The sequence below is a fragment of the Streptomyces tritici genome (assembly GCF_048500665.1).
GTDB lineage: Bacteria > Actinomycetota > Actinomycetes > Streptomycetales > Streptomycetaceae > Streptomyces > Streptomyces tritici.
Window position 1 is genome coordinate 2908113 of the sequence record NZ_CP183183.1, and the last position, 18793, is coordinate 2926905.

At 74.2% G+C, this 18793-nt stretch carries 18 protein-coding genes; 10 read left to right on the plus strand and 8 right to left on the minus strand.

All coding sequences use genetic code 11. The features are described from left to right. Positions 1 to 27 precede the first annotated feature (27 nt). From ACNJ93_RS13270 to ACNJ93_RS13280, 3 genes are read left to right on the plus strand one after another with little or no spacing between them, the layout of a single operon-like run. Positions 28 to 1170: a lipid-transfer protein gene (locus ACNJ93_RS13270; protein ID WP_418957605.1), complete on the plus strand. Its 1143-nt coding sequence runs from the start codon at positions 28 to 30 to the stop codon at positions 1168 to 1170. A gap of 20 nt (positions 1171 to 1190) precedes the next feature. Further along, the gene (locus ACNJ93_RS13275) at positions 1191 to 1616 is read left to right on the plus strand and encodes a Zn-ribbon domain-containing OB-fold protein (protein WP_418961393.1); all 426 of its coding nucleotides are present in this window, start codon (positions 1191 to 1193) and stop codon (positions 1614 to 1616) included. Then, the gene (locus tag ACNJ93_RS13280) at positions 1613 to 2398 is read left to right on the plus strand and encodes an enoyl-CoA hydratase/isomerase family protein (protein ID WP_418957606.1); all 786 of its coding nucleotides are present in this window, start codon (positions 1613 to 1615) and stop codon (positions 2396 to 2398) included. Before ACNJ93_RS13275 ends, ACNJ93_RS13280 begins: the two co-directional genes overlap by 4 nt. A gap of 14 nt (positions 2399 to 2412) precedes the next feature. On the opposite strand, the gene ACNJ93_RS13285 is transcribed toward ACNJ93_RS13280, so the two are convergent. From ACNJ93_RS13285 to ACNJ93_RS13300, 4 genes are all read right to left on the minus strand, one after another. After that, positions 2413 to 2916: a hypothetical protein gene (locus ACNJ93_RS13285; RefSeq protein WP_418957607.1), complete on the minus strand. Its 504-nt coding sequence runs from the start codon at positions 2914 to 2916 to the stop codon at positions 2413 to 2415. A gap of 87 nt (positions 2917 to 3003) precedes the next feature. Beyond that, positions 3004 to 3567, minus strand: coding sequence for a hypothetical protein (locus ACNJ93_RS13290; RefSeq protein ID WP_418957608.1), 564 nt, complete (start codon positions 3565 to 3567; stop codon positions 3004 to 3006). A 101-nt stretch (positions 3568 to 3668) separates the two neighbouring features. Continuing rightward, positions 3669 to 6074: a PQQ-binding-like beta-propeller repeat protein gene (locus ACNJ93_RS13295; protein ID WP_418957609.1), complete on the minus strand. Its 2406-nt coding sequence runs from the start codon at positions 6072 to 6074 to the stop codon at positions 3669 to 3671. Between the two features lie 105 nt (positions 6075 to 6179). Continuing rightward, positions 6180 to 7175, minus strand: coding sequence for a VOC family protein (locus ACNJ93_RS13300; protein WP_418957610.1), 996 nt, complete (start codon positions 7173 to 7175; stop codon positions 6180 to 6182). Between the two features lie 273 nt (positions 7176 to 7448). Here ACNJ93_RS13300 and ACNJ93_RS13305 point away from each other — a divergent pair, with 273 nt between their 5' ends. Further along, positions 7449 to 8096 carry a TetR family transcriptional regulator gene (locus tag ACNJ93_RS13305; protein ID WP_418957611.1) on the plus strand — a complete coding sequence of 216 codons (648 nt, stop codon included), beginning with the start codon at positions 7449 to 7451 and terminating at the stop codon, positions 8094 to 8096. Positions 8097 to 8239: 143 nt separating this feature from the next. Here the strand turns inward: ACNJ93_RS13305 and ACNJ93_RS13310 are convergent, their stop codons facing one another. Further along, the gene (locus tag ACNJ93_RS13310; protein WP_418957612.1) at positions 8240 to 8713 is read right to left on the minus strand and encodes a nitroreductase family deazaflavin-dependent oxidoreductase; all 474 of its coding nucleotides are present in this window, start codon (positions 8711 to 8713) and stop codon (positions 8240 to 8242) included. Next, positions 8713 to 9918 carry an acyl-CoA dehydrogenase family protein gene (locus ACNJ93_RS13315; RefSeq protein ID WP_418957613.1) on the minus strand — a complete coding sequence of 402 codons (1206 nt, stop codon included), beginning with the start codon at positions 9916 to 9918 and terminating at the stop codon, positions 8713 to 8715. The genes ACNJ93_RS13310 and ACNJ93_RS13315 overlap by 1 nt, the downstream gene beginning before the upstream one ends. A 131-nt stretch (positions 9919 to 10049) precedes the next feature. On the opposite strand from ACNJ93_RS13315, the gene ACNJ93_RS13320 reads away from it, so the two are divergent. The 3 genes from ACNJ93_RS13320 (at position 10050) to ACNJ93_RS13330 (ending at position 13297) form a co-directional block, all read left to right on the plus strand. Next, a complete protein-coding gene (locus tag ACNJ93_RS13320; RefSeq protein ID WP_418957614.1) occupies positions 10050 to 11234 on the plus strand; it encodes a thiolase C-terminal domain-containing protein in 1185 nt (394 codons plus the stop codon). Positions 11235 to 11375: 141 nt separating this feature from the next. Continuing rightward, a complete protein-coding gene (locus ACNJ93_RS13325) occupies positions 11376 to 12623 on the plus strand; it encodes an FAD-dependent monooxygenase (RefSeq protein ID WP_418957615.1) in 1248 nt (415 codons plus the stop codon). 11 nt (positions 12624 to 12634) lie between these two features. Next, a complete protein-coding gene (locus ACNJ93_RS13330; RefSeq protein WP_418957616.1) occupies positions 12635 to 13297 on the plus strand; it encodes a pyridoxine/pyridoxamine 5'-phosphate oxidase in 663 nt (220 codons plus the stop codon). A 52-nt stretch (positions 13298 to 13349) separates the two neighbouring features. Here the strand turns inward: ACNJ93_RS13330 and ACNJ93_RS13335 are convergent, their stop codons facing one another. Together ACNJ93_RS13335 and ACNJ93_RS13340 are read right to left on the minus strand one after the other, a co-directional pair. Beyond that, the gene (locus tag ACNJ93_RS13335; RefSeq protein WP_418957617.1) at positions 13350 to 13760 is read right to left on the minus strand and encodes a Zn-ribbon domain-containing OB-fold protein; all 411 of its coding nucleotides are present in this window, start codon (positions 13758 to 13760) and stop codon (positions 13350 to 13352) included. Then, positions 13757 to 14209: a DoxX family protein gene (locus tag ACNJ93_RS13340; protein WP_418957618.1), complete on the minus strand. Its 453-nt coding sequence runs from the start codon at positions 14207 to 14209 to the stop codon at positions 13757 to 13759. The genes ACNJ93_RS13335 and ACNJ93_RS13340 overlap by 4 nt, the downstream gene beginning before the upstream one ends. 181 nt (positions 14210 to 14390) lie before the next feature. On the opposite strand from ACNJ93_RS13340, the gene ACNJ93_RS13345 reads away from it, so the two are divergent. From ACNJ93_RS13345 to ACNJ93_RS13355, 3 genes are all read left to right on the plus strand, one after another. Beyond that, positions 14391 to 15542, plus strand: a complete 1152-nt coding sequence (locus ACNJ93_RS13345; RefSeq protein ID WP_418957619.1) for a flavin-containing monooxygenase — start codon at positions 14391 to 14393, stop codon at positions 15540 to 15542. Between the two features lie 161 nt (positions 15543 to 15703). Then, on the plus strand, positions 15704 to 17926 hold the full coding sequence (locus tag ACNJ93_RS13350; protein ID WP_418957620.1) for an acetate--CoA ligase family protein: 2223 nt from the start codon (positions 15704 to 15706) through the stop codon (positions 17924 to 17926). Positions 17927 to 17936: 10 nt separating this feature from the next. Continuing rightward, a complete protein-coding gene (locus tag ACNJ93_RS13355) occupies positions 17937 to 18722 on the plus strand; it encodes an enoyl-CoA hydratase/isomerase family protein (RefSeq protein ID WP_418957621.1) in 786 nt (261 codons plus the stop codon). The last annotated feature ends 71 nt before the right edge of the window (positions 18723 to 18793 follow it).

The window sequence follows — 18793 nt, forward strand, 5'->3', positions numbered from 1 at the left end:
GCAGTGGGGACACCGGAGGGGGCCGCCGTGCTCAAGGACCGCACAGCCATCGTCGGGATCGGCCAGACGCCCTTCGCCAAACACCTCCCCGAGTCCGAGAAGACGCTCGCCTGCCGGGCGATCCTGGCCGCCCTCGACGACGCCGGCCTCGCGCCCTCCGAGGTCGACGCCTTCGCCTCGTACACGATGGAGGAGACCGACGAGGTCGAGGTCGCCAAGGCCATCGGCGCCGGCGACGTCACCTTCTTCTCCAAGGTCGGCTACGGCGGCGGCGGTTCCTGCGCCACCGTCGGCCACCTCGCCGCCGCCATCGCCTCCGGCCAGGCCACCGTCGGCGTCGCCTGGCGCTCCCGGAAACGCGGCTCCGGTCCCCGGCCGTGGAAGAACACCGCCGTCCAGCTGCCCACCCCGGGCCAGTGGACCCGGCCCTTCGGGCTGCTGCGCCCCTCCGACGAGATCGGGATGCTCGCCCGCCGCTACATGCACGAGTACGGCGCCACCCGCGACCACCTGTTCAACGTCGCCCTCGCCTGCCGCAACCGGGCCAACCAGAACCCCGACGCGATCATGTACGAGCGCCCGCTGACCCGCGAGATGTACATGACCGCCCGCTGGATCAGCGAGCCGCTCTGCCTCTTCGACAACTGTCTGGAGACCGACGGCGCGCTGGCCTGCGTGCTCGTCTCCGCCGAGCGGGCCCGCGACTGCCGGCGCAAGCCGGTGTACGTGCACTCCGCCGCGCAGGGCCTGCCCGCCCAGCACCACGGCATGGTCAACTACTGGAACGACGACCCGCTCACCGGCCCCGCCTGGACCGCCGCCCGACACCTGTGGAAGCAGGCCGACTTCGGGCCGCAGGACGTCGACGTGGCCCAGATCTACGACGCCTTCACCCCGCTCATCCCGCTCTCCCTGGAGGGCTACGGCTTCTGCGGACGCGGCGAGGGCGGCGCGTTCACCGAGGGGGGCGCGCTGGAGATCGGCGGCCGGCTGCCGGTCAACACCGGCGGCGGCGGGCTCTCCGAGGCGTACGTGCACGGCTTCAACCTGATCAACGAGGGCGTGAAACAGCTGCGCGGCACGTCCACCGCCCAGGTCCCGGACGCCGCCACCTGCCTCGTCACCGCCGGCGAGGGCGTCCCCACGTCGGCGATCCTGCTGCGAGCCTGAGGAGTTGAGGAGCCGTGAGCCTGCTGACACCGGTCGCCGACGAGGACGGCGCGCCCTTCTGGGAGTACGCCGCCCGCGGCGAGCTGCGCATCCAGGCGTGCGGGAGCTGCGGCGAACTGCGCTTCCCGCCGCGCCCCTGCTGCCCGCACTGCCAGTCCTTCGACAGCGCGTGGCGCCTGATGTCCGGCCGTGGCCGGATCTGGTCGTACGTGCTGCCGCATCCGCCGCTGCTGCCCGAATACGCCGCCCAGGCCCCGTACAACGTGGTCCTGGTCGAGCTCGCCGACGCGCCGCGCATCCGCCTCGCCGGCAATGTGGTCGCCGCCCCGGACGCGCCGCTGAACTCCGTCGATCCGGCCCGGCTGCGGATCGGCGCGGCCGTGAGGGCGGTCTTCGCCGACGTCGGCGGGGTCACCGTGCCGCGCTGGCTGCTGGAGCGCGGATGAGCGCCGGCGGGATCCGGGTGGAGCGGGACGGGGAGAGCGGCGTCGCCGTCGTCACCCTGGACCGGGCGGAGAAGCACAACGCGATCACCCTGGAGATGGCCCGGACGCTGGGCGAGGTGTGGCGGGGCTTCCGGTACGAGGACGGGGTGCGCGCGGTCGTCGTCACCGGCGCGGGCGGCCGGGCCTTCTGCACCGGCGTGGACCGCGCCGACGCGGGGCGGGTGCCGCAGCCCTCGTCGCCGTACGCGATCGACGACCCGCTGCTCGCGATCGGGCCCAAGGCCAACGACCTGTGGAAGCCCGTCGTCGCGGCGGTCGAGGGGATGGCCTGCGGCGGGGCGTTCTACCTGCTCGGCGAGGCCGAGTTCGTGATCGCCGGCCGGGACGCGACCTTCTTCGACCCGCACACCACGTACGGCATGGTGTCCGCGTTCGAGACCGTCCTGATGGCCCAGCGGATGCCGTACGGGGAAGTCGCCCGGATGGCCCTGATGGGTTCGGCCGAACGGGTGTCGGCCCGCCGCGCGTACGAGACCGGCCTGGTCGGCGAGGTGACGGAGCCCGGCGGGGCGCTGGCCGCCGCGCGGACGGCGGCGGCCGTCGTCGCCTCGTACCCGACGGAGGCGGTGCAGGGCACCGTCCGGGCCCTGTGGGCGGCGAAGGAGGCGGCGCGGACGGCCGCCCTGTCCCACGCCCCGCACCTGGTGGCGCTCGGCAACCTGCCGCCGGAGCGGCAGGCGGAGCTGTTCACCGGGCGGGGCGGGGGCTTCCGGCTGCGCTGAACTGCGGGCGTGCGTCAGCCGATGGTGCGGTCGGCGAAGGCGACCTCGCACTTGGTGTACTCGGAGCCGTTGCCGGTGCCGGTGTACGGGGTGGACGCCTCGGCGGTCTTCGACATGCCGCCCTCGACCCGCAGGTCGTCGACCTTGGCCAGCGCCAGGTCGACGGTCTTGCCGGCGTCGCCCTTGAACTGCATGGTGACGTCGTAGAGGTACGCCGAGGAGTCGCTGTTGGTGATGGTCAGCTTGGCGACCAGGTTCTTGCCGTCGGCGCTGAGGGCGCACTCGTCGATCTTGATGTCGCGCGAGGCGCGGTCCTTCGAGGAGCCGACGCCGCCCGTGGTGACGCCGCCGCTGCTGCTGGAGCTGCCGCCGTCGGAACCGCTGCTGCTGGAGCTGCTGGAGTTGTTGCTGGAGCCGTGGCTGCCGCTGCAGCTGGCGCCGCCGGAGCCGCGGGCACCGGTCAGGGCGATCAGGGCGACACCGAAGACGGCGATGGCACGAACATGACGAAGCTTCACGCTTCAACCCCCGTTGAGTGTGTGCGCGTGCGCGCAGGCAGGAAGACAGGGCCCGTCCGGAAACAGTATTGACGGGCGCACGTCACCCTACTGGACGCCGACGCCCGTGATTTCACACCGGCGGACCTTGTCCACCATCGACGGGGAGGACATCGGCACGTCCACGGTCAGCGTCTGCCCCGGTTCGAGCGTGACGGCCTTGGTCGTCTCGTCCCATTCCATGCCGCCGGCGTCCTGGAACTCCAGCTCGAGACGGAAGGTCCGGGTCGCCGCGGCGGTCGACGTGATCCGGACGCTCGCCGTCGTGTCGGCCTTCCGGGCGGGCCGGCCTTTGCGCTTCTTCTGCGAGGGCTTCACACAATCCACCACGGTCACCGTCACCGGGGCGGTGGACGAGGTGACGGTGGGCTTCGGACCGGAGTCGTACGCGCCGGAACCGCCCGAGTCGTAGCCCGCCTCGTCCCCGAGGGCGTCGTCGTCGTAGTCGTGGTTCTTCTTCTTGGAGCTGGAGCAGCCGCCGCCGCTGCTGCTCTTGCCGCTGCGGCTCTTCCCGCCGCTGCCGCCGCTGCTCTTGCCGGACTGGAACCCGGTCAGCGCCAGCACGACCACCACCAGCACCGCCGCGAACCGCAGCCGTCGTCCCGCCTCCACCGCTTCCCCGCCCCTTCCTGTCCCTGACGTGCTCGCGCCAGCCTAGGGGATGCCGGCCCGGCCCGATCGCGCCGTGAGAAAGGGCCGGGGGATGAGCGGGCTCAGGCGCGGGCCTGGGCCGAGCCCCGGCCCGTGGCCGTGCCCTTCACCGCGTCCAGGGCGTACACGCAGCGGTCCTTGCTGCAGGCGTACACGACGCCGCCCCGGGCCACCGGCGAACCGGTGATCTCGCCGCCGGTCGCCAGCTTCCAGCGGAGCTGGCCGCCGGCCGCGTCCAGCGTGTACAGGACGTGGTCGGCGGAGCCGAAGTGCAGCCGGCCGTCGGCGACCACCGGGCTGCCGGTGATCGGGCCGCCCGCGGGGAACCGCCACTTGGGCGTGCCGGTGACCGCGTCCAGCGTGTACAGGGCGCTGCCGCTGGCCACGTGCACGTTCCCCGCGTCCACGAGGACCGGCTCGCCGGACTGGCGCTGCTCGGTGGCGATCCGCCAGCGGTCCTGGCCGGTCGTCGCGTCCAGCGCGTACACCGTGCCGAGGTAGTCCGCGAGGTACACGCCTCCGCCGGTCACCGCCGGGCCCGGCACGAACGCGGGCGGCGAGAGGAACACCGCGGGCGCCTCGAAATGCCAGCGGACGTGCCCGCCGGAGATGTCGATCGACAGCACGCGCGTGCCGGCCGACACGTACACGCAGCCGTCCTCCGCCGGGGCCACCCGGACCGGCACGTTGCCGCAGGACGCGGCGTCGCCGATCGGGTACGACCAGCGCTCGCCGCCGGTCCGCGCGTCCAGCGCCCGGAGCCGGGCGTCCTTCCACACGTACACGGTGTCGCCGTGCACCGCCGGACCGGCCTCCGGGGTCTCGAAGTCGGTCTGCGCGCCGCTCAGCTCCCAGAGCTTCGCCCCGTTCGACGCCTCCCAGGCCTGGACGCCGCCGCCGCGGGTGCCGGTGACGACGGTGCCCCGGTCGACCTTGAGCGAGTACACCCAGGCGTCCGTGGACAGCCGCCAGCGCTCGGTGCCGTCGGCGGCGTCGAGGGCGTACAGGCTGGGCCCGTCGGAGGCGTGGATGCGGCCCTGGGCGACGGCCATCGCCCAGGCGACGTCCTTCGTCTTGAACTGGCGCCGGCCGCTGGCCGTGTCCAGGGCGTGCACCTCGAAGGACGTCACGTACAGCAGGTCGCCCGCGACGACCGGGGTGCCCCAGACGTCGTTGGACATGCGGAACCGCCAGGGCCGCCAGTGGCCGGGCTCCGGCGGCGCCGGCGGCTCGGCCGGCGGGGTCGGCCCGGGCAGCCGCGTGCCGGGCGTCGGGCCGGGCTCCGCGCCGGGCGGGCGGATCCAGCCGGTGGCCGGTCCGGCGTCGGCGACGACGGCGGCTCGGGTGTCGGCCACCCGGGGGCCGGGGCCGATCGGCACGGCCGCGCCGGCGAGGCGCACCGGGCCGTCGGCGTGCGGCGACTCGGCGGGCCCGGCGTGCCGGCCACCGCCGACGCCGGCGCCCACCGGGGAGCGCGGGTCGTGCTGCGGGCCGGGGGGCGGTCCGGGCGGCGGCGGGGGCGTCGGGGGCCGTCCGGACGGGCCGGGGCCCGTCGGGCGCGGGGGCGTGGTGCGGCCGCCGCCGCGACGGGTCTCGATCATGGCGACGGCGCTCTGCGGCAGCCAGGCCGAGGCGGTGCCGCTGTCGTCGCTGCCCGAGCCGAAGAGGTGCGGGGCGAGCTGGGCCTGCAGATCGGCCGGGGTGGGCCGGAGCGAGACGTCCATCTGCATGCAGGACTCGATCAGCGGCCGCAGCTCGTCGGGCAGCCCGGCCAGGTCCGGGCCCTCCCGCAGCAGCATGAACACCGTCTCGACCGGGTTCGCGCCGTGGAAGGGCGCGTGGCCGGTCGCGGCGAAGACCAGCATCGAGCCCAGCGAGAACACGTCGCTGGCGCCGGTGACGCTGCGCGAGTCGCGGGCCTGCTCGGGCGACATGTACGCGGGCGTGCCGACGGCCACGTTGGTCATGGTCAGCCGGGTGTTGGAGACGCCGGACGCGATGCCGAAGTCGATCACCCGGGGGCCGTCCTCGACGACGAGGACGTTCGAGGGCTTGAGGTCGCGGTGGACCAGGCCCGCGCCGTGGATGGACTGCAGGGCCTCGGCGACGCCGGCCGCGAGCCAGCGCACCGCCTGGGCCGGGAGCGGCCCGCACTCGTTCACTATCTCCTCGAGCGAGGGCGCGGGCACGTACGCGGTGGCCAGCCAGGGCACGGCGGCCCGGGGGTCGGCGTCCACCACGGCCGCGGTGTAGAACCCGGAGACCGCCCGGGCGGCCTCCACCTCGCGCGTGAACCGGACGCGGAACAGCTGGTCCTCGGCGAGCTCCGTCCGCACGGTCTTGATCGCCACGCGCCGGCCCGACGCCGAGCGCGCGAGATAGACCAGGCCCATGCCTCCGGCGCCGAGCCGGCCCAGCACCTCGAAGGGACCGATCCGCCTCGGGTCGTGCTGCGTCAGCTGCTCCACTTGCCTGCCACCTCCCCGTACGGGCCATGAGAGTACGGCCCGGTCGCCCCCTGATTCTTCCTGTCCGGGGCGGCGGTTGCGAACCCGGGGGCGGATCGGGGTGTCCTAGGTCATATCGTCGGGCTTTTCAGCGGACTTTTCGGCCGTTTTCGCTGTACTGCCGGGAGCGGGCCGGTCGGCGAGGGATTCCTCACCCGCCTCGGCGCCTGTTCCGGCACGCGTTCCGGCGCCCGTTTCCGCGCTTCCCTCGACCTCCGGTTCGCCCTCCGGGGCGTCACCCGTCCGGAAGCCCTCCGCGGAGTCGCCCTTCGCAGAGCCACCCTTCGCGGAGTCGCCCTCCGCCGCCGGTTCCGCGAGGACGCCGAAGCGGGCGCCCTGGTTGTCGGTGAGGACGGCGATGCGGCCGTGCGGGGTGTCGAAGGGCTCGTTGGTGATCCGGCCGCCCATCCGGACGGTGGCGGCGCAGGCCGCGTCGACGTCCTGGACGGCGAAGTAGATCAGGACGTGGCCGGGCATCTCCGCCGGGAAGGCGTCGGTGATCACGGCGCGGCCTCCGAAGGAGGTGTCGTCGCCGGGCCGCGAGCCGGGCGGGGACCAGACCTGGTAGTCGAGGCTGCCCTCGGCGAGGTCCTGGGCGACGTAGCCGAAGACGGCCGCGTAGAAGGTGTCCACGGCGTCCTTCTCGCGCGTGTAGACCTCCATCCAGCAGAAGGAGCCGGGCTCCATCCGGGTCTGGAAGCCGTCGTCGCGCTCGCCGCCCTGGCGCAGCCCGAAGACCGCCCCGCCGGGGTCTGCGGCCAGCGCCGTCACCCCGTACGGCCCCACCGGGTACGGCGCCATCACCATCCGGCCGCCGGCCGCCTCGATCCGCCGGGCGAGGACGCCGGCGTCGCCGGTGGCCAGGTAGACCGTCCAGGTGGTGGGCATCCGCCCGTCCCGCTTGGGCACCAGCCCGGCCGCGCGCCGGCCGTCGATCCGCGCCTCCAGCGTGACCGGGTCGAAGGTCCAGCCGAAGAGCTCGCCGTAGAAGCGCTTGCCCGCCTCGATGTCGGGGAGCTGGACGTCCGCCCAGCACGGCGTGCCCTCTGCGAATACGGCCATGGGCGTGGTTCCTTCCAGACACCGGTATCCGGTGTCCACGCTAGGCCGGGGCGAATCGGCCCGCACCCCCTGATATCGAACATTTGGCAGCATGGTTGTCCACCGAAGTTGTCCACAGGCTGTTCATAAGCCTATTCCCGTACGGGGGAGAGCCGGGGCCCGCGCGGGCGGGGCCGCGGTGCTCGCGGCGGCCCCCGGGAGCGCTCCCCGGGGGTGCACCCCATTTGCAGTCGGCCGAATCGCGCCCCGAACACCCCTCGGTAAGCTGACGGCATGACAGGACAAGTACGCACCGTCGACGGCCGCGTGGCCGGTCGACGAGGTCAGGCGACGCGGCAGAAGCTGCTCGACTGCCTCAGCGAGATGCTCAGCTCCTCTCCCTACCGGGACGTCAAGGTCATCGACGTGGCCCGGAAGGCGGGCACTTCGCCCGCGACGTTCTACCAGTACTTCCCCGACGTCGAGGGCGCCGTGCTCGAGATCGCCGAGGAAATGGCCAAGGAGGGCGCGGGGTTGACCGATCTGGTCTCCGGCCGTTCCTGGGTCGGCAAGGCCGGCTGGCAGACCTCGGAGGAGCTCGTCGAGGGCTTCCTGGACTTCTGGCGCAAGCACGACGCCATCCTGCGCGTGGTGGATCTGGGAGCCGCGGAGGGCGACAAGCGGTTCTACAAGATCCGCATGAAGATCCTGAACTCGGTCACCAACTCCCTGACGGACGCGGTGAAGGAGCTCCAGTCCAAGGGCAAGGTCGACAAGGACGTGAGCCCGGCGGCGATGGCCGGCTCGCTCGTCGCGATGCTCGCCTCGGTGGCCGGCCACCAGAAGGGCTTCCAGAGCTGGGGCGTCAAGCAGGCCGAACTCAAGCCCAGCCTGGCCTTGTTGGTGCACCTCGGGATCACGGGCAAGAAGCCGACGAAGTAGCCTCCGGCTCCCCCGGGCCGCAGCGCCCCCCCCTTTCACGTCCTGTCGCGCCGGCGGCGGTCGGCGCCCCGCCACGACCGCCGCCGGCGTTCCCGTGCCCGGGCCCGCGCCGCCCCCTCGCCCGGCGGAACCTCGCCCCGGCCTCAGCGCCGTACGAGGCGGAACAGCCGGATCTCCCGCTCCACCCGCTCCTGGTACGTGGCGTACGGCGGCCAGAAGCCGAGCACGGCCCGCCAGACGGCTTCCCGCTCCTCCCCTGTCAGCAGCCGCGCCCGCACCGGGATCGTCTCCCCGCGCCAGCTCACCTCCGCGTCCGGATGGGCCAGCAGGTTCGCCGTCCACGCCGGATGCCCCGGACGGCCGAAGTTCGAGCCGATCAGGATCCAGCTCGCGCCGGACTCCTCCGGCATGCAGGCCAGCGGCGTGCTGCGCGGCAGCCCCGACTTCGCGCCGCGGGCCGTGAGGACCACCCCGGGCAGCATCCGGGCGCTGGGCAGCACCCTGCCGCGGGTCAGCCGGTGGACCGCGCGGTCCATGGCGGGGACGAAGTACGGCGCGATCCGCGCGAACGTCCGCGTGGCGGACACCTTCTGCATCAGGCGCAGTCCGACCGGCATCAGGCCGCCGCCCCCTTCCCGGTCCCGTACGGGGCGAGCAGCCCCGCCTCCTGCGCGGCGGCCGCGCGCAGCCGGTGCACGGGGCCGAGGAGGAGTTCGTCGGCGCTCGCCCGTTTGAAGTACAGGTGGGCCTCGTGCTCCCAGGTGAAGCCGATGCCGCCGTGCAGCTGAATGGTCTCGGCGGTGACGGCCCGCGCCGTCTCCAGGCACTGCGCCAGCGCGAGCGGCGCCGCTCCGGGTTCGCCGGGTCCGGGACGGCCGGCGTCCCAGGCGGCGTAGCAGGCCGCCGAGCGGGCCGCCTGGAGCTGGACGTACAGGTCGGCGAGCCGGTGCCGGACGGCCTGGAAGGCGCCGATCGGCCGCCCGAACTGCTCGCGGGCGCTCACGTACGCGACGGTGCGGTCCAGGCAGTGGGCCGCCGCGCCGACCGCCTCGGCGGCGACGACGGCCGCCGCCGTCCGTCCGGCTCGGGCGAGCGCGCCCGCCACGTCGGCGGGGTCGGCGCCGAGCAACTCGGCGCGCACGTCGCGCAGTTCGACGCTCGCCTGGGGCCGGGTCTCGTCCAGGGCGGTCCGGCGGGTGCGGGTGAGGCCCGGCGCGTCGGCGCGGACCAGGAAGAGCAGGGTGCGGCTGCGGGCGAAGCCGCCGGTGTGGGCGGCGACCAGGAGCAGCCCGGCGCTGTGCCCGTCGAGTACCTGCCCGGCCTCCCCGTACAGCGTCCAGCCGTCCCCGGCGGGGCGCGCCTGCACCCCGCCGGCCCGTCCGCCGCCGGCCCAGTCGGGATCGCCGGCGGTGAGCCCGAGCGCCACGGCGAGCGAGCCGCCGGGCACGGCGAGGGTTGCGGTGAGCGCCCCGGAGGCGAGCCGTGGCAGCAGGGCGGCGCGCTGTGCCCCGGTCCCGAGGGCGGCGATCAGGGGGGCGGCGAGGACCGTGGTGGCGAGCAGCGGCGAGGGCGTGAGGGCCCGTCCGGTCTCCTCGCAGGCGAGCGCGAGCTCGGCGGGCCCGCAGCCGACGCCCCCGTACTCCTCGGGCAGCGCGAGCCCCGGCAGCCCGAGCCGCTCGGCGAGCAGCGCCCACAGTTCGCGGTCGTGCCCGGCGGCGGTGGCGACCGCCGCGCGGACCTCGTCGGGCCCCGACCGTTTGGCGAGCAGGTCCCGCAGGGTGCGTCGGATCTCGTCCTGCTCCCCGGTGAAGGCGGCGTCCATGGAGCTCCCCTCCGTATCTGACGAGCCGTCATGTTAGGGCGGTCCGCACGGGATGCCCAGGGGTGCGGCGGAACGGATCGACGCCGTCCGGGCCGGGCTCGCCGAACGGTATCTGATGTACCGTCAGGTTTATGCCCACCACTCCACGGAACCGCGCCGGACGACGCGTCGCCGTCGTCGGCATATCCCTCTCCGACGGCGGCCGCGTCGACGAGGCCACCCCCTACGCCCTGCACGCCCAGGCCGCGCGGCGGGCGCTCGCGGACAGCGGGCTCGACCGGGCGGTGATCGACGGCTTCGGCTCGGCCGGGCTCGGCACCCTGGCGCCCGTCGAGGTCGCCGAGTACCTGGGGCTGCGGCCCCGCTGGGTGGACTCGACCGCCGTCGGCGGCGCCGCCTGGGAGGTCATGGCCGCGCACGCGGCCGACGCCGTCGCCGCCGGGCACGCGAACGCCGTGCTGCTGGTGTACGGCTCCACGGCGCGCGCCGACATCAAGGCCCGCCGGCGCACCTCGAACCTCTCCTTCGGGGCGCGCGGCCCGCTGCAGTTCGAGGTGCCGTACGGGCACACGCTCATCGCCAAGTACGCGATGGCCGCCCGGCGGCACATGCACGAGTACGGCACCACCCTGGAGCAGCTCGCCGAGGTCGCCGTCCAGGCGCGGGCGAACGCGGCGCTCAACCCGGAGGCGATGTTCCGCGAGCCGATCACGGTGGACGAGGTGCTGTCCGGGCCGATGATCGCGGACCCGTTCACCAAACTGCACTGCTGCATCCGCAGCGACGGCGGCTGCGCGGTGCTGCTGGCGGCCGAGGAGTACGTGCCGGACACGGCGAGGACTCCGGTCTGGGTGCTCGGCACGGGCGAGCACGTCTCGCACACCACGATGTCGGAGTGGGAGGACTTCACGGTCTCGCCGGCCGCCGTCAGCGGCCGGCTGGCGTTCGAGCGGGCCGGGGTCGGCCCGGCCGACGTCGACCTTGCCCAGATCTACGACGCGTTCACGTACATGACCCTCGTGACCCTGGAGGACCTGGGCTTCTGCGCCAAGGGCGAGGGCGGGGCCTTCGTCGAGAAGGGGCGGCTGACGGTGGGCGGCGGGCTGCCGGTGAACACCGACGGCGGCGGCCTCTCGGCCTGCCACCCGGGGATGCGGGGGCTGTTCCTGCTGGTGGAGGCGGTGCGGCAGCTGCGCGGCGAGGCGGTGGGCCGGCAGGTGCGACGGGCGGACGGCAGCCTGCCGGAGCTGGCGGTGGCCTCGGGGACGGGGGGCTGGTTCTGCTCCTCGGGAACGGTGGTGCTGGGCCGGGGTTGAGGGGGGCGAGGGCAGACGGCGCACCGCACCGCCGAGAGCGGAGATCTATACAGGTGTCATAGACAGGCGTGTAGTACATCCGTATAGTCGTCGGTGCGGGGCCGGAGCGGTCCCGCGCCCACCCGACGAGGGAGTCCTGCCATGACGCGTACCGCCGCCCCCGCCAAGACCGTCCTCATCTCCGGCGCCTCGATCGCCGGACCCGCCCTCGCGTACTGGCTGCACCGGTACGGCTTCGTCCCGACCGTCGTCGAGCGCGCCCCCGTACTGCGCACCGGCGGGTACAAGGTGGACATCCGCGGCACCGCGATCGAGGTCTGCCGGCGGATGGGCGTCCTCGACGAGATCCGCGCCCGCTCCACGGACATGCGCGGCGGTTCGTACGTGGACGACGAGGGCCGCACGGTCGGCGAGATGCCCGCCGAGATCTTCGGCGGGCGGGCCGAGGGCGACGACGAGATCATGCGCGGCGAGCTGGCCCGGATCCTGTACGAGCGGACCCGCGAGGACGTCGAGTACGTCTTCGGCGACTCGGTCGCCACGCTCGCCGAGGACGCCGACGGCGTCGACGTCACCTTCGAGAGCGGCGGCCGCCGGCGCTTCGACCTGGTGGTCGGCGCGGACGGGATGCACTCCCACACCCGCCGGCTGGTCTTCGGCGACGAACGGCGGTTCACGCGGCACCTCGGCGCGTACATCTCGATCTTCACCGCGCCCAACCACCTGGGCCTGGACCGCTGGGAGACGTACCACGCCTCCCCCGGGCGGCTGGCCTGCGTCTACAGCTCCGCCGGCGAGACCGACGCGAAGAACCTCTTCGTCTTCGCCCCGGCCGCCGAACTGTCCTACGACCACCGGGACGTCGCCGCGCAGAAGCGGCTGCTCGCCGACGCCTTCGCGGACGGCCGGTGGGAGCTGCCCCGGCTGATGCGGCACGCGGCGGACGCCGGCGACTTCTACTTCGACTCCGTGGCGCTGGTGGAGATGGACCGCTGGTCGAAGGGCCGGGTCGTGCTGCTCGGCGACGCCGCCCACTGCGCCTCCCCCGCCTCCGGCCAGGGCACCGGACTCGCGCTGCTCGGCGCGTATACGCTGGCCGGCGAGCTGGCGGCGGCCGGCGGCGACCACCGGGCGGCGTTCGCGGCGTACGAGCGGGTGATGCGGCCGGGCGTGGAGCGCAACCAGAGGATGGCCGAGGGCTTCGTCAAGGAGATGACGGTCGACCGGCGGTGGAAGATCGCCCTGCGGATGTTCATGGTCCGCACCCTGCCGAGGACCCCGTGGCGGAACCTGATCGCGAAGAAGATCCGCGACGAGATCCAGGCCGCCGCGCACGCGGTGCCGGTCACCGAGTACGGCCTGCCGGCCGGTGCGCGGACGGCGGCGTAGGGTCGGGGCCCATGACCGACATCGACGCCTTCCACCGGGCCCTGAGGTCCCTCCGGGTGTGGGACACGCGACTGCCCGCCTTCGATCCGGCGGACGTGCCCGACGAGCCGGTGACGCTCTTCCGCTCGTGGTTCGTCGAGGCGGCCGCGGCCGGGGCGGTCGAGCCGCACACCATGCACCTGGCGACGGTGGACGAGGCGGGGCTGCCGGACGTGCGGACGCTGATGCTGCACGATGCGGACGCCCGCGGCTGGCACTTCGCCTCGCACGCGAGCAGCGCGAAGGGGCGGCAGCTCGCCGCCCGCCCGCAGGCGGCGCTCGGCTTCTACTGGCCCGTCCAGGGCCGCCAGGTCCGCGTCCGGGGCCGGGTCGTGACCGGCACGGCCGAGGAGGCGTACGCGGATCTGCACGCCCGCTCGACCGGCGCACTGGCCGCGGCCCTGGTCGGCCGCCAGAGCGAGCCGCTCCCCGACCTGGAGACCCTCGCCGCCGCGAGCGAGGCGGCCTGGGAGCGGGCCCGGCTGGAGCCGGACCTGGAGCCGGCGACGTGGACGGCGTACGTCCTGGAGCCGGTGGAGGCCGAGTTCTTCCAGGGCGACGAACGGCGGCGGCACGTACGGCTCCACTACCGGCGCACCGCGGACGGCTGGACGCGGGAGCTGCTCTGGCCGTGAGGTCCGGGCGCGGAGACGCTCCCGGCCCCGGGGTGCAGCAGGCTCAGCAGGCTCAGGCCGGCCGGAACACCGGCGTCGCGGGCCCCTCGTCCCCGGCCCGGAAGGCGACCCGCAGCGGCATCCCGATCCGGAGCGCGTCCTGCGGGCAGTCCACGACCTCGGTCATCATCCGCGGCCCCTCGGCGAGGTCGACGACCGCGGCGACGTACGGGACCCGCGCGCCGAAGGGCGGCAGGTCGTTGCGGTGGACGACGGACCAGGTGTACAGCTCCGCCCGCCCGCTCGCCTCCTCCCAGGCGACGTCCTCGCTCCAGCAGGACGGGCAGAACTCGCGCGGGTAGTGGTGGGCCCGCCCGCAGTCCCGGCACCGCCGGATCAGCAGCCGGCCCTCGCCGGCGGCGTCCCAGTAGGGCCGGGTGAAGGCGTCGACGTCGGGCAGGTCGTACCGGGGCGACGAGGTCATCCGAAGAGTCCGATCGCGTGGTCGAGGGACCAGGTCTGCCAGGACAGCGCGAAGAGGGCGACCAGCGAGATCAGCGCCATCATCGCGTTCTGCCCCTGCTCGGCCCAGTCGTGGATCATCAGGACGAGATAGAGCAGGTTGAGCAGCAGCCCGCCGGCCAGGGCGACGGGGGTGAGGAAGCCGAGGACGAGCCCGAGGCCGAGGGCGAGTTCGGCGTACACGACGACGTACGCCATGAGCCGGGGGCGGGGCGCGACGACCCGCTCGAACCCGCCGCGGACGAAGCCCCAGCGGTGCTCTGCGGCGACCTCTGCGGCCCAGGCGATGCCGGTGCCGCGCTCGAACCAGCCCTTCCTGTCCTTGTGGCGCCAGCTCTCCAGCCACCACAGGCCGAGGCCGATGCGGAGGACGGCGAGCCATTCGGCGCCGGTGAGCCAGACGGTCTGCATCGGGGCCCTCCCTGGCGTGCACGAACGGGATCTGACGGTACGTCAGTTGAGCGGACGGAAGGCCCCGGGCGCAAGGGCTGCGCACGGAGCACACAAAGACCGCACGAGCGTGACCGATTCGCAACCGATTCCCGTCTTGACCGAGACCCATGAGGTGACCACGTCATTACGCTCGGAAGTCATGGTCACCACCTCCCACGACACCTCCGTCCACCCCGTCTACGTCATCGGCGGCGGGCCGGGCGGACTCGCCGCGGCGGCGGCGCTCCGCACCCGGGGCGTCCGCGCGGTCGTCCTCGAGAAGTCCGACGCGGTCGGCGCGTCCTGGCGCGGCCACTACGACCGGCTGCGGCTGCACACCACGCGCCGTCTCTCCGCGCTCCCCGGACTGCCCATGCCCCGCTCGTTCGGCCGCTGGGTCGCCCGCGCCGACGTGGTGCGCTATCTGGAGAAGTACGCGGAGGTGCACGAGCTGGAGCTCGTCACCGGCGTCGAGGTCGACCGCATCGAGCGCGCGGACGACGGCACGTGGCTGCTGCACGCGACGGGCGGGCGGCGGCTGACGGGCCGCGCGGTGGTGGTCGCGACCGGCTACAACCACACGCCGAGGCTGCCGGACTGGCCCGGCCTGGAGGGCTTCACCGGCGAACTGCTCCACGCGAGCGCGTACCGCAACCCCGCGCCGTACGCCAGCAAGGACGTCCTGGTCGTCGGCGCCGGCAACACCGGCGCGGAGCTGGCGGCGGACCTCGCGGAGGGCGGCGCGGCGCGGGTGCGGCTCGCGATCCGCACGGTGCCGCACATCGTGCGCCGCTCGACGGCCGGCTGGCCGGCCCAGCGCACCGGCATCCTCGTGCGCCGGCTGCCGGTGCGCCTGGTGGACGCGGCGGGCCGGCTGCTCGCCCGCGTCGCGGTCCCGGACCTGACGGCCCACGGCCTGCCCCGCCCGGACACGGGCCTGTACTCCCGCGTCCGCGAGGGCGCGATCCCGGTCCAGGACGTGGGCCTGATCGACGCGATCCGCGCGGGCCGGGTGGAACCGGTCGCCGCGGTGGAGTCCTTCGACGGCGCCGAGGTCGTTCTCGCCGACGGCACCCGCCTGACCCCCGACACGGTCGTCGCCGCCACGGGCTACCGCCGGGGCCTGGAGCCCCTGGTCGGCCACCTCGGCGTCCTGGACGACCGCGGCCGCCCCCGCACGCCCGGTCCCGTCTCCCCGCCGAACGCCCCCGGCCTGTACTTCACCGGCTTCACCAACCCCATCAGCGGCATGCTCCGCGAACTGGCGAGAGACGCCGAACGCATCGCGAGGCGCATCGCCTCCGGCCGCTGACGTTCCTCCCCGCACGGCCGCTCCTCCCCGCACGCCCGTTCCTCCCTGCACGACTGTTCCTGACTGGCCGTCAGACTTGTAACCTGACTGTGCGTCAGTTCAGTGGACCGACGGCGCCGTCGGGTCGGCGGTGGCCGGTGAGCAGGAGAGCGGGCGGAACGATGCTTGGTTCGACGCACGGCACCTTCACCACCGATCTCCGCGCCCGTGTCGTGGCCTGCGGTGAGGAGCGCGGCAACGTCGTGCACGGCGTGGCGGCCGCGCCGGGGGACGTGGACGTCAGCGGGCGGGCGCTGTACGCGGCCGTGCCGGACCTCGACCGGTTCTTCCGGCCCGAGTCCGTCGCCGTCGTCGGGGCGTCCGACGCCGAAGGACGGCCCAACACGGGGATCACGCGACAGCTGCTCGCGTGGGCGGAGCGGGTCGGGGCCCGGGTGCACCCGGTGCATCCGCGCCGGGAGAGCGTGTTCGGGCTGCCCTGCGTGCCGTCCCTCGGCGCGCTGCCCGAGACCGTCGACCTCGCCGTGCTGCTCGTCGCCGACCCGCTGCCGCTGATCGCCGAACTCGCGGAGGCGAAGGTGAAGTTCGCCGTCGCCTTCGCCTCCGGCTTCGCCGAGACCGGCGCGGAGGGCGCCGCCGCGCAGGAACGGCTCGCCGAGGCCGTGAAGGCGTCCGGGGTGCGGCTGCTGGGGCCGAACACCAACCTGAACGCCTTCGAGCGGTTCCGGGACGACCTCGACGGCCCCGCCGTCGCCCTCATCACCCAGTCCGGCCACCAGGGGCGGCCCGTCTTCACCTTGCAGGAACTCGGCGTGCGGCTCTCCCACTGGGCGCCCACCGGCAACGAGGCCGACCTGGAGACCGCGGACTTCCTGGCGTACTTCGCCCAGCGGCCCGAGGTCGGGGCCATCGCCTGCTACGTCGAGGGCCTCAAGGACGGCCGGTCCTTCCTGCTCGCCGCCGACCGCGCCGCCCGCGCCGGCGTCCCGGTCGTCGCGGTCAAGGTGGGCCGCACCGAGACCGGCGCCCGCACCGCGGCCTCCCACACCGGCAAGCTCACCGGCGCGGACAAGGTCGTCGACGCGGCGATGCGCCAGTACGGGGTGATCCGCGTCGACGGGCTCGACGAACTCCAGGACACCGCCGCCCTGCTCGCCCGCGCCCGCCGGCCCGTCGCCGACGGCGTCGTCGTCTACTCCATCTCCGGCGGCACCGGCGCCCACTTCGCCGACCTCGCCACCGCCGCGGGCCTGACCCTGCCCACGCTGAGCGACGCCAAGCAGGACGAGCTGCACCAGTGGATCCCGGAGTACCTCAGCGTGGCCAACCCGGTCGACAACGGCGGCCACCCCGTCGGCGACTGGCGCGGCCGGAAGATCATCGACGCGATCCTCGCCGACCCGTCCGTCGGCGTCCTCGTCTGCCCCATCACCGGCCCCTTCCCGCCCATGAGCGACAAGCTCGCGCAGGACCTCGTCGACGCCGCCGAGACGACGGACAAGCTGGTCTGCGTGGTGTGGGGGTCGCCGGTCGGCACGGAGGACGCGTACCGTCGCACCCTCCTCGGCTCCTCCCGCGTCGCCACCTTCCGCACCTTCGCGAACTGCATCACCGCGGTCCGCGCCCACCTGGACCACCACCGCTTCACCGCCGCGTACCGCTCGCCCTTCGACGACGCCCCGCGCACCCCGTCGCCCTCCTTCCGCAAGGCCCGCACCCTGATGCGGCCCGGGCAGCGGCTCAGCGAGCACGCGGCGAAGCAGCTGCTGCGGGCGTACGGGATCCGGGTGCCGCGCGAACAGCTGGTGACCAGCGCGGCGGCCGCGGTCCGGGCGGCGGGGCTCGTCGGCTACCCGGTGGTGATGAAGGCGTCCGGCGCGCAGCTCGCCCACAAGACCGAACTGGGCCTGGTGAAGGTCGGGCTGACCTCCGCCAGCCAGGTCCGCGACGCGTACCGCGAACTCACCGACATCGCCCGCTACGAGGGCGTCGGCCTCGACGGGATCCTGGTGTGCCAGATGGTCGCGAAGGGCGTCGAGATGGTGGTCGGGGTGACCCGCGACGCCCTGTTCGGGCCGACGGTGACCGTGGGGCTCGGCGGGGTCCTGGTGGAGGTCCTGGACGACACGGCGGTGCGGGTCCCGCCGTTCGGCGAGGACCAGGCGCGGGCGATGCTCGCCGAACTGCGCGGCCGGGCCCTTCTGGAGGGCGTGCGCGGCGCGCCGCCCGCCGACGTCGACGCGCTGGTCGAGGTCGTGCTGCGGGTGCAGCGCATGGCCCTGGAGCTGGACGGCGAACTGTCCGAGCTGGACATCAATCCGCTGATGGTGCTGCCGCGCGGCCAGGGCGCGGTGGCGCTCGACGCGCTCGCGGTGTGCCGCTGAGGAGGCGTACGTGGACGAGGTACTGCACCGCATCGAGAACGGCGTCTCGTGGATCACCCTCAACCGCCCCGACGTGCTGAACGCGGTCTCCTGGGAGCAGCGGGAGCGGATCGTCGCCCTGCTGGAGGACGCTTCCGCGGACCCGGCCGTCCGGGCGGTGGTGGTCACCGCGACGGGCCGCGGCTTCTGCGCGGGCGCGGACCTGCGGGGCGTCCCGTCGGGCGGGGACCCCGTGGCCGGTGACGTGGCGCGCACGATCCGGCGCGGCGCCCAGCGTTTCGTCGCGGCCGTCCTGGACTGCGAGAAGCCGGTGCTGGCCGCGGTCAACGGCACGGCCGCCGGCATCGGCGCGCACCTGGCGTTCGCCTGCGACCTGGTGCTCGCGGCGGAGGGCGCCCGGTTCATCGAGGTCTTCGTCCGCCGCGGCCTCGTCCCCGACGGCGGCGGCGCCTACCTGCTGCCCCGGCTGGTGGGCCCGCAGCGCGCGAAGGAGCTGATGTTCTTCGGCGACGCGCTGGACGCGACGGACGCGGAACGCATGGGCCTGGTCAACCGGGTCGTCCCGCCGGAGGACCTGGAGAAGACCGCCCGCGCATGGGCCGAGCGCCTCGCCCAGGGCCCCACGCGGGCCCTCGCCCTGACGAAGCAGCTCGTCAACGCCTCCCTGGACACCGACCGCGCCACCGCCTTCGCCGCGGAGGCCACCGCGCAGGAGCTCAACATGACGACCCACGACGCGCACGAGGGCGTGGCCGGCTTCGTGGAGCGCCGCACACCGGAGTACCGGGGACGGTAGGGAGCCCTAGGGGGTGTCCGGAAAGTGGCGTCGTCTGCCCGAAGGGCAGGGCTCGCGGCGTCTGGCGCGTG